A 14,161-nucleotide genomic window follows, 5' to 3' on the forward strand; every position below is an offset into this window, starting at 1 on the left:
AAATCTCATAGATTGTCGAAAAACAAGGGTGCTGTGATGAAGGGGGAATTGGCGTGAAGAACCACCGGGCAAAACAGAGAATAAGGCTCTTGCTCCATTGGCTGTTGATTGTCAGTCTAATTGCGGGGCTGTGGAGTCCCGGACTTTGGCAGACAGGCCAGGCAGAGGCTGCGGCTGTGAACGGGACAGCCTCTGCTGCGAGCGATATTAACGGTCATTGGGCGGAGCCGCAACTAAGCGAATGGATAGGAGGCGGGTATATCAAAGGCTTCCAGGATGGAAGCTTCCGGCCTGATCAGACTATCTCACGTATAGAGTTTGTGGCGTTAGTGAACCGCTTGTTTGCTTACCAGGGAACGGGAAAGATCAGTTTCAAGGATGTTCCCTCTGCGGCCTGGTTCGTCTCACAGGTGCAGGCAGCGGTCCAGGCCGGATATGTGAAGGGATTTCCTGACGGGACCTTCCAGCCGGACAAGCCGTTGTCACGGGTGGAGGCGGCCGTAATGCTCGCCAAGCTTACGCCTGTGCTGATGAAGGACGGCGAAGATCCGCTGAAGGTATTCAAGGATGCCGGCAGTATTCCGGGCTATGGCCGTGATGCGCTGGGTGCTGTGCTAAGTGCCGGTTACATGAAGGGGTTCCCGGATGGAACGATTGCAGCTTCACGGCAGCTCACACGGGCCGAAGCCGTTGTGCTGCTGGATCGTCTGAAGCAGCAGTCCGGCAGCCATGCAGAGGGAGGGATCATTCCTCCAGCGAAGACTCTGGAGACGGGCGGCACTTATGGTCCTGCTACAGGCTCGTTCACCGTTGCCGGTGATCTTACCCTGAATGCACCGGGCATAACGCTGCGCAACGTTCAGGTTCAAGGAAATCTGCTCATCGGCTCCAAGGTTGGAGACGGAGAGATCTACCTTGAACAGGTGACGGTACAGGGCAGCACAGATATTCAAGGCGGCGGTGCCCATAGTGTACATATCAATCATTCGCAGCTCGGTGTTGTAACCGTGGATCGGGCGGACGGTCTGGTACGGGTTGTGGTCGGCGGGACAACGATCATCAGGCAGTTGAATGTCCAGTCCGATGCTAAGCTTGAGTCAGAGCAGAGCGGGACAGCTTCCGGCGGTATTGAGGGGGTTGTTATTTCAGGAGCGGGTGAAGTCACCCTGAGCGGGGACTTCAGCTCGGTGGAGATTAAGAGCAACGTCAAGGTTGTGGTCACCTCGGGGACCATAGGCCGCTTAAGCGTTGCCGGGGGAGTCAGCGCTTCGTCCATTACGCTGAACGAAGGCGTGAAGGTAAGTGATCTGGAGCTGCATGGCACAGCAAGTGTATCAGGCGCGGGAGAAATCGTGAAGGCACTGGTAGATGCTCCAAAAGTAGTGTTTGAACGTTCCCCCCGCAGCGTGGAAACTACGACACGCGGAGAGTATACGGTTACTGCTCCGGCTGCAAGCACGGCTCCTGCCGGAGCAGGTGGAGCGGGTGGAACTGGCGGAGGAAGTGGTGGTGGCGGTGGTGGCGGTGGCGGTGGTGGCGGTGGCGGAAGCAACCCGACGACCCCGCCATCTCCAACATCTACTCCATCCCCAACACCTCAGCCAACCCTGCCGCCTGCAGAGCAGCCGCTTGAGGTGGCAGTTACTGCTGCGCTCGGTACTCCGAGCGGCTTCATGCTCAGCTTCAGCAAGCCTGTTGCGAACCTGACAGCAGCAGAGCTCTCGCTGAAGGATGCAGCGGGACAGGCCATAGAGATATCCTTCATTGGCTCACTGAACGGGGGAAGCTCTTACCGGGTTGCCGCAGCCTTGAAGGAGGGGGAGACCTACACTGTTACACTCTCCAAGGCAGGGTATGCCTTCGGCGCCCCGGTAACCTTAGTTATTCCGGTGACTACACCGGAGGATATTCGGGTGGCCACGGCGGTGCAGAATATCAGCGTAGCGGGCTTGGAGGTCCAGTTCGATCAGCCGGTAGCCGATTTGCCGCTGTCTGGCTTCACCCTGAAGCGCAGCGGGACGGGCGAAGCTGTCGCTATTCAAGAGGCTGCTGCCCATAACGGCGGAAGCTCTTACCAGCTGACAGCTGCCTTGCAGGAAGGGGCTACCTACTTGTTAAGCGTGACGAAGGCGGGCTACCACTTCGGCGGGGTTGTGTCCGTATTCGTTCCGGTCACGGACCCGGTAGTGATCTCGGTATCTGCTGAGGTCTACGGCATCACGGAGACGGGCTTCCAGGTATCCTTGAATCCACCGGTTGCGGGATTAACCCCAGCTCATTTCGCTTTGACAGCGGGGGATGGCAGCAGCATTCCGGTGGACGGAGCGGCCTCCGCAGAGGATGGCGGTGTATACACGATTACTGCAGGACTTGTCCCGGGCAGCACCTACACGCTTAGTATGGAACGGAGCGGCTATAGCTTCGGGACAGCGCTTGAAGTGACTGTACCAGCCGTAGGCAAGGTGAAGGTTGAACCTTTGATTGGCACCGTTCGTACTTACGGCTTTATCCTGTCTATGGATAAGACAGTGCCGGAGATAGATTCTCTGAGCCTGGTGCTGGAGAACGCGGCGGGCGGGCAGGTCAGTATCGATATGCTCAGTACAGTGGTTCCCGGCCGGCAATATGAAGTGTGGGCCAGCCTGGCCCCGAAGGATTCGTATACCCTTTCGCTTGATATGGACGGGTATGAGTTCACGGAACCGGCGGCTCTGGCGGTCCGGGCAGAGGAAGTTCCCTCTTCGGCAGGCTGGGTGACGCATAGCGGATTTGAGCTGCAGTTTGCGCAAGGTACGCCAGACTTCTCGGCAGGCGATATGACTCTGCAGGCTCCGGGCGGCGGGGCCGTAGCCGTGGATGAAGTCCAGCTTGGTCTGGACAGGAAATCTGCAGTGATAGCTGCGGATTTGCCCGCAGCAGGAAGTTATGCTTACCATGTCAATCTCTATGACGGACGATTCATACAAGGGACCCTAGTTGTTCCTGAGACCGTGGAAATCAGTAAGTATACGACCTTCGACGGGTATCCCGGTGCTTATAGCGGCCTTACGGTTCACTTCGGGCGGGCGGTACCGGGGTTGACAGTCTCAGCCTTTGAGCTTAAGAATAGCAGCGGCGGGGCGGTTGTATTGGACTCGGCGGGCTCCAGTGACGGAGGCCGTACCTACAAGCTGCTCACCACGCAGATTAATGCCGGAGGCCCATTTGTACTTGGCATTACGGCTCCGGGCTACAGCTTCGGGAAGCCGGCCACACTGGTGAACGCGACTCTGAATGTATGGGGCGCGGGGCGGAAGCCGACACAATTCATGGCTGGATTGAATCCGCGCGTGCCGGATTTGACCGCTGAACATTTCAGGGCCACGGATCTGGCAGGCCATGAGGTTGCGATTACAGGTGTCACTTGGGATAACCAGCAGCGGATCTATGTAGTGGCTTTTGACGGAGAGGGCGGTCAGAGTTATTACGTATCGGTTCAGGCGGACGGGTATGACTTCGGCGCGCCGAAGAAAATTTATGTGTATGCCCAGAACACGGTAGTAGATCCGACATACGGCGGCTTCACGCTTGTGATGTCACCTGCGATGAAGATCAATATGCAATACGGCTTTAAGTTAACCCGGGCCTTTGAAGGCACGGAGGTTCCTATCCAGAAGGTCGTCATGAATGACCCGGAAGGCGGAAGCTATCAGTTCTCAGCCGCCTTGACCCCGGGCTACTATAGTCTCGCGCTGGATGCAGATGTGGACCCGAATGTGGTCTCCTTTGCGGTTCCGCTAATTGCTACAGTCTCTGTCGATGAGATTGAGAACAGTGGGCTGCTTGCGAAGCTCGATTATGCCGTGGATGGGCTGGATGCAGAGAATTTCGTATTGTTGAACAACGATACAGGAGATCCCGTAGTGATATCCTCAGCAACAACGGCGGACCAGGGCGCAAGCTACCGGCTGTCGGCCCACCTGGCGGGAGGCAGCTATACTCTGAAGCTGACCGGGCATCTACCGGAAGCAGGGGTGAAATTCAAGGTTGCAGCGACCACAGACGCAGGGACAACCAGTGTCTCGAAGATCACGAGTGCGGGCTTCGAGCTTTCTTTTGCCAACCCGGTGCCGGGCCTGCTGCCTGATGACCTTACGATCACGGATGCGCAGAATAACAAGCTGAACGGAGTTACGTTAACCACGAGTGATAATGGCGGGACCTATCAAGTGCGGGTAACGCTTGCGGAGAATGCGGACTACACGATTGTGCTGAAGAAAGGGTACATCCTCTTCTACTCGCCGGTCACGTTCCATGTGAATAAGTGGATTGCCGCCAGCATAGCGGATGTAACGAAGGACGGGCAGTTCACCTTGAAGTTCGCTCCCGCGTTCCCGGAGATTGAGAATTATCTGGGGCTGTCGTTAACGGATGAAGCCGGCACGCTCTATTATCCGAATCTGTTCGAGTCGGCAGACGGCGGGGCGAGCTACCAGCTTCGAGTGCCGGGCAATCAGTTGAAGCCGGGTATGGCCTACATGGTCAAACTGGACAAGGATGAATTCTCAATGAATCCAGTCTCCTTCCGGCTGCCGCCAACGCTGACAGTTGTGGAGGCGACAACAGCAAGTGTGAAGGTGCAGCTGGATGCGCCGGTTCCGGGGCTGGCCCAGCGGCATTTTGTAATCCGAAATGCCGCTGGTGACAGCATTGCACTGGCTTCAGCGGCAACAGCGGATGCAGGCGCTCACTACACCCTTGCCGGTACCTTTTCCGGAGGGCAAACGTATACGGTACAGTACAAGCCGGATGTAACTTATCAGGTGAATGAACCCGTAGCTTTTCCAATATCGAAAATCATTACGGCTGCGCTCAGCAATATAACGGTACTGGGGTTCAAGCTTCAATTCAGCTCCAAGGTTACCGGATTGACCCCGCAGCAAGTAATCCTCCGTGATCCGAGCGGGAATCCAGTCCCTGTGAATGAGTATTCACTCAAGACAACGGATCAGGGCCTAAGCTACCAGGTGACGCTGAATGCGGTGGCAGCGGGCAAGGGGTACACTCTGGATCTGGCGCGAGAGGAGTTCCGGCTGGCTTCTCCGGTCTCCTTCGATATCTCGGCGTCGGCTGCCCTCCGGCTGGTGGGCACGGTGCTAAATAAGATTGTGGTGTCCGTCTCTCCGAATCTGCCGGATATGACCGAAGAGCATTTCGCGTTGTATGACAGCAAAGGCCGCAAGATCGCGATTACGGTGACTTCTCAGGGTCCGGCAAGCGCGATGTACAATATTGAAGGGAAATTCGACGCCTTCGAGACGTATACCCTGCAAGCCAAGTATCCCGGCTATCTGTTCGGGGCTCCGCTTACGGTGGGCTTCCAAGTAGGGGTATATGCAATCATTCACGGCCAGTCGCGGAGCGGCTTCAAGCTTGTTTTGAGCTCGGAGGTGCCCGGTCTAAGTGCTGCGGATATTACGGTCACTGATAAAGAGGGAAATATCGCTGCGGTACAATCCCTCCAGGCTTCCACTGCTCCAGGGAGCTATAACGTGCTTGTTCCGCTGGCCGGAGGCAAGACGTACACGGTGAAGATTGCTGCGAAGGCGCCGTATGTTTTTGACAGCATTGACCCGTTCACCTTGAATGCGGCTTCGGCCACGGTGGATCAGTTGTCTGTGACCGGCTTCAAGCTGAGCCTGTCCTCACCGCTCAGTCTGGACCCCGGAAATGTCAGCCTGACGGATGACCAAGGCCAAACCGTCAACTTAAGATCGGTCATTACCCGGGATGCGGGCCGGTCTTATGAGATTAGTGTCTATCTGAAGGCGGGTGTGCAGTACAAGCTGGGCCTGCATGTGGCGGGATACGACCTGGGTACGGAGCTGCCGTTGTCCATCCAGGCTGTAGCGGCTGCGTTCGAGGGGATGGAGACCGGGAACAATCAGGCGTTCACTGTACGCTTCGATCAGGCGATGCCAAGCCTGCTGCCGGGTGATTTGAACATCAAGCAAGGAGACAACGCTACAGTCTACCATCCTATGAAAATATCGACAGCGGACGGGGGATTCACTTATAAGGTAGAAGCGAGCTTCTGGGGAACAGAGCGTTACTCGCTGCGTATTGTCAAGCACGGGTATGACTTCGGCACCCCGATCTTCATTGACGTTCCGGCTATGATAAGCGCGGCAGTGTTGAGAATAGGAGCGGACTACGTGGAGATCGGACTGAATCCCGGTGTCTTTGGAATGAGTGCCGCTGATTTCACGGTGAAGGATAGCATAGGGCAAGTGTTGCCTGTGTCCTCTGCGGTGACGGACGACCATGGCTTGACTTACCGCCTGAAGGCAGCATTTGCCGGAGGCCAGACCTATACGATTGCGCTGCAACAGACGGGTCATGACTTCGGGGAAGTCTTGTCGGCTACGCTGCCGAGTGTGATTGCAAGTGAGGTTGGTCCTGTTAACGGGCAAGGCGTGAGTGTTCTCCTGAACCCGGCTGTTGGCGGGCTTAAGGCTGGCAGCTTCAAGCTGGTTAATGCTTCCGGGCAGTCCACTCCGGTTACAGCCGTTAAGGAGCTGAACGGGGGGGCTGGTTATGTATTGTCTGCTAATCTTGCAGATGGAGCGGTCTATACGCTGACTGTGGCCGGGACAGGCTATGACTTTGGGGCAGCTCTAGCGGTGAAGGTGCCAGTACAAGTTGCACTCAGCTATGACAAAATTCAGAGTGACGGGCTGACGGTGAAGCTGGACCCGGCTATTCCGGGACTTAGCGCAGCCAGCTTCATCTTGAAGGATGCGGAGGGCAATCAGAGCGTTGTGTCTGCGGCAACCACCTCAGATGGAGGTGCGACCTACGCCGTACAAGCGGCACTGCAATACGGGGACGCCTATAGTCTGAATATAGTGGCAGCCGGTTATGATTTCGGCGCGGTCCTGCCGTTCACGGTACTGCAGCCTGTCGCCAAGTCTATCGAGGCGCTGTCCAAGAACGGGTTCACCCTGCGCCTGCAAGCCGCAGTCCCGGATTTGAAGGTAAGCCACATTCTGCTGAAGGACAGCAGCGGCGAGGCTGTAGCGCTAGATTCGCTGGTAACTGCTGACGGCGGGCTGACGTATCAAGCGGCGGCGAAGCTGACGGAAGGGGCGGCGTACCGGCTGGCGCTGACAGCTAAGGGGTATGATTTTGGCCCGTCGGTTCATCTGGATGTCCTTCCGATGCTGCAATTGACAGCGAGTAACATTACCGCCGCCGGGTTCAGTCTGAATCTGAGCAAGGCTGTGCCTAATCTGAGTCTGTCCTCCGTTCGCCTGAGCGGACCGGGCGGGCAGAATATTACCCTCACCTCCAGCTCATTCTATGATGCTAATCCGGGTACAGCCGATGCGGGCAAAATCTATCTGGTGCGTGTGCCTATAGCCGCCGGTCAAACGTATACGCTGATGGTGCAAGATCCGTCCCACCCGGTAGAAGGGCCTCTCGAAGTGGTGCTGCCAGTTGCGGTTACGAGCCAGGTCACCCGTGCGGATGCCGGCGGAATAAGTGTGCTGCTGGGCCGTAAGGGAATTGATGTGCAGCCTGAAGATGTGGAGCTTCTTACGGCGGCAGGCGATAGGATCAAGGTGACGGGGATCGCTGCGGGAACAGACGCAGGTACCTACATCATTCAAACCCAGCTTGCCGAAGGCAGTACGTATTCGCTAACTCTGAAGAAGGCGGGGTATGACTTTGGGGCAGCGGTTAAGGTGTATGTGGCTTACCGTGTCACTTCAAGTATCACAGGTGTGAATGAGAATGGCTTCACTGTAAGCTTCAGTACACCAGTTCAAGGTGTACAGTTCAGCTTGCAGGATGCCGGCAACAACCCGGCAACACTGGGTCCGGTATCCACTGCAGACTTCGGACAGACGTACAAGGTGGCAGCGAACCTGGCTTACAATAAGGAATTCAAGCTGCGGCTGGATGCAGCGGGGTATGATCTCGGTACGGAGCTGACGGTGAATAATGTAAGCACGCCGCCGCTCCTGATGGATGCGACCTCTTCGGAGAATGGGACCCAGGTTATCCTTACGTTTGACAAGCCGCTGGCCAGCGTGATTTCAAGCGGGTCCTTCTCCGTCAAGATCGATGGTCAATGGCAAAGCTCCGTGACTGCGGCACTCGGGGCAGATCCGGTGCAGATCCTCTTGAGCTGGAACAGCAGCGGCCGGGTGATTGGTTCAGCCTCCGTGGTATCGGTAGCTTACACCGGTGTGAACCGGGTGAAAGCGGTCAATCAGACGTTCCTGGCTGTCTTCGACGAATTGCCGGTGGCCAATGTAGCGACACTGCTCGGCTTCGTCTCCAGCTATGCTTATAAGAATGATGCGGCCTACCCGGCTCAAATTCTTCACACGCAATATGGCAAGACGGCGCTGGAGACGGCGGTACTTCTGCGGGACGGCGGCTTCAAGGCAGCGAATCTGTACCGTGCGGTGCTGGTCGAGTACGGGATGATCACTTCAGAAATCACTCCTATCCTGCATGCAATGCACGCGGATGCGTCAGCGCTCTATGATGCTTACAATTCGCTGAAGCGGCCTACTTCTAAATATGATGGATTGATTGTCCCAGAGTTTCTCTCGGCAGGCTATTCGATCAGTGAGATTGCTCCAGTGCTCCAGCGATTCGGTCTGCTCAGCAAAGACATCCTGGGATATCTGAAGCGCTACAATGTATCCGTTACAGAAGCGGCGAAGGTCCTAAAGGATAACTGGAATGAAACAAGCGGTAATACCGTACAGTTACTCCGGTTGACAGGTTATGACAGCCTCGGGATTGCCGGAGCTGTCCAGAGTGCATATGGTCTGAGCCGTGCACAGGCCGTGTCCGCCATGGCCGAAGGCAAGCAACCGGCAACGGAATCGGCAGCGGTCATCAAGGAGCTGTACTCGGGCGATGCCGTTACCAGTGCGACTTGGCTGTCCCAAGCGGGATATTCGGCGGCGGATGTGAGCAAGGCAATTGCAGAGCAATACAGCTTTGCTGGCGCGGCAGAAATGCTGCGGGCCTTCATGGGCGCTGGCTTCCCGGCGGCGTATACGTATTCTCTGCTGCGCCGGGAATATTCGCAGCAGGATGCGGCGACAGAGCTGCTGAACGCCAAGGTGTCTGCCCGGGAAGTGGCTGAAGCGGTGAAAGCCGCTGGTGACGGAGCCTCTGTGATCATTAGCGCCTTAATGGCCAAGCACTATGAGGTGCAGGAAATTGCCATCATCGTGAATGATTTATGGGTGTCGGCAGGTGTCACGTTAAGCGAGGTACTCGCTCAATTCTCCGCCAGCGGGTATCAGGCTTCAGCACAGGCCGCGCTGTTGCGTGAACAGTTCGGTGCAGAACTCCCGGCAGCGATTGCGGCTCTCTCTCCAGGGCTTACCCAATCCCAGCGGGAGCATATCCTGAAATATCTTCTGGACGGGGGATATGATCCGGTTCAGCTGGCGGACTATTATCTGAAGCAGGGCAGCCATCCTTATGAACTGTTCAGACAGTTCAGGCTGGCGGGCAAAACGCCGGTACAATCGCTGCAGACTATGTATGATGCTTACAGACAAGCGGGAACAGCGCTCACGCTGAGCGGTGCAATGGATCTGTTCTACCATGATTACAACAACCGTTATGAAGCAGCCGATGTTCTGACGGCGCTGCGTACTGTGTTCTCCCAGGATGCAGATGAGAAGGCGGATGCTACCGCGATAGCGGCAGCCATGAGTAATTCCAGGCTGTGGGATAAGGTTGAGATTGCAGGGCCGCTTATCCGGCAGATGGGCCTCACGATGCAGGAATGGGTGGAGCTGGAGCGCACCGAGGCCTTTTCCCGATTTGGCTGCGCCTGTGATGTGCGGACGGTGGTGAAGGATACCCAGTATTTATTCGCTGGCGCAACGCTGCCGGAGATCACAGTAGCCATGAGCTTATCCAGCAGCTATACCTTGAATATGATCGTGGAAGGAACGATTAATCTCTACCCTACAGGGGGTGTCAGAACGAAGGGAATGCCTTACCTGATCTCTGCGCTGAAAAATGCGGGGTATTCCTTCGAAGAGGTCGCTGCTGAATTCGACAGTCAGGGGTGGAGTGAATGGGTGGCCGCTTTCAGCACATACGGAATTGCAGCAAATGATGTGACTGCTTATCTGGTTACAAAAGGTCTTACCATGAGCCAGGTCATTGACCGGCTGGCTCCGTATCCGCTGAAGGACCGGGCGCTGGTGCTGCGCGAAGCTTACGGGCTGGATAGCGCTGCTGCGATGGCACTGCTCCTCCAGCAGACGAACGAGGATCAGGAGGATATCGGCCGGGCGGCGGCCTGGGCCTACGGCAGCGATCCAATCGCGCTGTGGATTCAGACGCTGCGGGCACAAGGGGCTACAGCTGCTTCCGTGATTAACACGCTTGCTGCGCGTTACCCTGCCTACTGGCAGTCGGACAAGGTGGGTCCGGCCCTGATTCAGGGCGGATTCAGCCAGGATGAGGTCATGCGGGGGCTGCTGATCCATGCCGGAGTGCGGGGCAACCTGCAGGCGACGCTTGTGCTGCTGCAGTCGCTCTATAGCCAGCAGCAGATTACCATTGCCCAGCTCCTGAGCGCTGCCAAGCTCGTATCGCCGGAGGACGGGCTGGAATTTCTGCAGAAGGGCGGCTACAAGCTGCCGGATATGGCCCGCGCACTCAAGGATTATTACGGGCTTACGGCCGGAGAAGCCGCCAAGCTGCTTACCGCCGCTTATCCGAATGATCAGAGTCTTATTCTATCCGGGCTTGCTTCCGTATACGGACAGACGCTCGGAAGTACGATAGCAGAAGCACTGCAGGAGCAGGGAATTACTGAAGTAAGCGCAGCTGTTGAATATCTGTGGAATGCGGGATTTGCGCCTAGAGATATTGCCAGCTCAGCCAAAGACGCCTTCCACCAGGACGCAGGTCAGACGGCGCTGCTCTTCATGCAGAAGAATATTCTGGCTGACAGGAATGTGCTGGTAACGACCCTTGCCGCAGTCTATGGACAATCTGTTGAACAAGTGATTCATGCACTGCTTGTCCGGCAGGGATCTCCCTCCTTCGAGGAAGCCATTGCCTTTGTGTTCCAGGCCCGGTTCAGTCTGGCGAACAGCATCAGGCTGGCCAAGACAGAATACGGATTATCTGCGGGAACAGCCTTGCAGCTGCTCACAGATTCCCGGCTATACCGCCAGGAGGATATCCTTGCGGGAGTGACGGATATCTACCGGACCTCGCAGCGTGAGAGTATCGTGGATTCACTGGCAGCCAGCGGGCTGGTCACCCTGGAATCTGCTGTATCCTTCCTGCGCAATATGAAGTTCGATCTGAACGGGATCGTCCGGGTGGGCAAGGAGCATTACCGTTTAACGGCCGGAGAGACTGCCGCCGCTCTGACCGTCGAGGGATCTTATGGTGATGAGGACATACAGAATTCGGTGTCCTATGTATACGGGCAGAATCTGACGCAGACCCGGCTGGATACGCTGAATGCGCTGGGGATCACCGTGTTCGCCGATGCTGTGCCGGAGCTGAGAAGCGCCGGATTTGCAATCACCGACCTGGTGCTTGCAGGCAAGACGCACTACAATCTTAGCGCCGGAGAGACGACTTACAGCCTGCTGCAATCCGGTGGCTATCCGGTGGCTGACATTCTGGCTGCTGTGGCGGAATACTACGGCAAACCGGTGAATGAGAGCGTGGAGGAGCTGCTGAACCGCAGCGGCATTGCCTCCATCCAGGATGCAGCGCCATATCTTCGTTCGCTGGGCTACACGCTGCAGGATGTGATCGAAGTATCCAAGAGCTATTATGGAAATTCGCTACAGGCTACTCGGGATGCTTTGCTGTCGCTCCAATTGGAAGACGCCAGCATTATAGAATGGACGGTGCGGCAGGTCTACGGGTCAGCTGTAGAGGAAGGCACTACGGCTGCAACGCCTCAATCTATCCTGCAGGAAGCCGGAATTACAGGAGAGCAAGCGGCCATTGCCTATCTATGGACTGCGGGCTACCCGCTCCAGGATATTGTCAAAATGCTCAAAGAGTATAACGGCCAATCTGCGGCGGCTGCCGCAGCACTGCTGATTGCAGACGGATCGTTCAGTGCTTCAGCAGTTCTGAGCAGCATCAGCGCCATTTATGGGACCACGTATGATGCCGCCACAATGGAGTTCTTCAGAGCGCAGGGTATTTTCACAGACGCCCCGCAAGCAGCTCAGGTCTTAAGCACAAGCGGCTACCGGATGGCGTATATCGCTGAACTTTTGAAGAAGAGCTACGGCAAGACAGAGGCGGAGGCAAAGGCCCTCCTGAACGGACTGGGTATTTACAAGGCGGATGCGGTACAGAAGACAGTGACTGAGGTGTATTTCGCAGTGGGCACATCCTCTGGAACTCTTCAGCAAGTGCTTGATCTATATGGAATCACGGGTGCAGAAGCCTCTGTAAGCCTGCTCTATAAGCAAGGTACAGCGATACAGGATATCCTCCAGTATTTGAAGGATGCTTATAACTTGGGTGCCGATGAAGCAACCGCCCTGCTGGCCGTGCATGTCAAGGGACCAGAGCTTGGGTTGGCCGTCACTACGGTGTATTACAGCAGCACGAATATCGGTTACCTCGCAAAGCTGATTCCGGCAACCTCTATGGGCAGCCCGGGAACGGTGGCGAACTATATGAAGGCGAAATTCAGGGATACCGATATCGTGCTTGCGCTGAAGGTGATTTTCAATCTGGATGCGTTGGGTGTGCAGGATGCGATCTCCACTACGATCATGTCTGCGGAGCGTGTACGTGCAGCGGTGACTGAAGTGTTCGGCGCTGATCCGCTCTACGCCTATCTGAAGCGTATGAAGGACCGGGGAGCGAATGCCAATGATGTAGCTGCCGAGCTGGAGCTCCGGGGGCTGCTGGAGCTGGCACCGTCCAGCTACCTGGTGGATACGCTGCGGAGCCTGGGTTACGACAATACCAGCATTCTGAAGATGCGCTACAATTACTTCAACGAAATGCGCCAGAATGCAGGTACGGAAGAGGAGCAGGGAACACAGCTGGTACAATTGGGTGTTAATACGCCAGCCGCTATCGTTCAATATTTGCGGAAGTGGAATCTGCTCCCGTACAAGGTCATTAAGATTGTCAAGGCAGGACTGCCGAATGCGCCAATAGCAGAGATTGCTCTTGCCATGCGTGAATACGGATATACGGGTACGGCGATTATGGGAGGGCTTGATGCAGTAGGCGAAGGCGGGGATGCTATTGCCGCGATTCTCAAAAAGCTTGGACTCTCAGTACCGCAGGCGCTGGTCTTCCTGAGAGACTGGCCCGTGGACGAGCAGCTGCAATGGCTGATCCGCAATGGCTACACGCCAAGCGAATACATTGCTTATCGGAATGTGCAGACCGACAACACTATTGCAGTTCTGAGGCAGCAGCTCGGCCTGTCCGCAATTGATGTTGCCAAGCTGCTGAACAAGTATAAGGGCAGTATGAGCCACTACTCTTTAGCCAAGGCGCTGTATGACGGAGGATTTACACAGGTCAGTGAGGTTGCGGGTGCTCTGATCTCGATCAATTATCAGCCGGTCTGGCTGCTGGGATTGCTGGTGGGAATTGGCGGCTGGACAATGGATGACATCGCCCAGGGAATGCTGGATTCCGGTCTGATCTCACTCGTGGATCTGGGCACTGCAATTCAGATGGCCACGGGCGGCGTGCTCAAGGAGACCTACCGTATTCTCAAAAAGGTATCCACCGCCAAACAGCGGGAATTCTATGACAGTCTCGATTCCCTGGAACGCAAATTGCTTGATAACAATGAAATCGCCATGATTGTTGTCGTATCCGCCATGCGCAATGGAAGGATTAGTATCTCCGATGCCACCAATCAGCTGAAGGTGACGGAAGGGATTGAACCGGAGGATGCACTGAAGGTGCTGATTGTATCCGGAGCCAACGTGCTGGATTCGGCAGGAGCCGTATGGGATGTCTACCGCGATTATATCGGGGCGAAGATTGTCCTGAAGATGTTCGAAAAGGCGGCAGGCCAGTATATTAGTGACTTCAAAAATTACTACAAGCTGGTCATGACATTATCCAAGATTATTTATAAATTATCCAAGTAAGAAATGAGGCTGCA

1 protein-coding gene is annotated in these 14,161 nt (G+C 55.9%); it reads left to right on the plus strand.

The features are described from left to right. Positions 1-53 precede the first annotated feature (53 nt). Entirely contained in the window at positions 54-14,147 is a 14,094-nt protein-coding gene (locus NYE26_RS03775) for an S-layer homology domain-containing protein (protein ID WP_339253972.1), read from the plus strand. Positions 14,148-14,161: the final 14 nt, after the last annotated feature.

The organism is Paenibacillus sp. FSL P2-0136 (assembly GCF_037975325.1).
Lineage (GTDB): Bacteria > Bacillota > Bacilli > Paenibacillales > Paenibacillaceae > Paenibacillus_AQ > Paenibacillus_AQ silagei.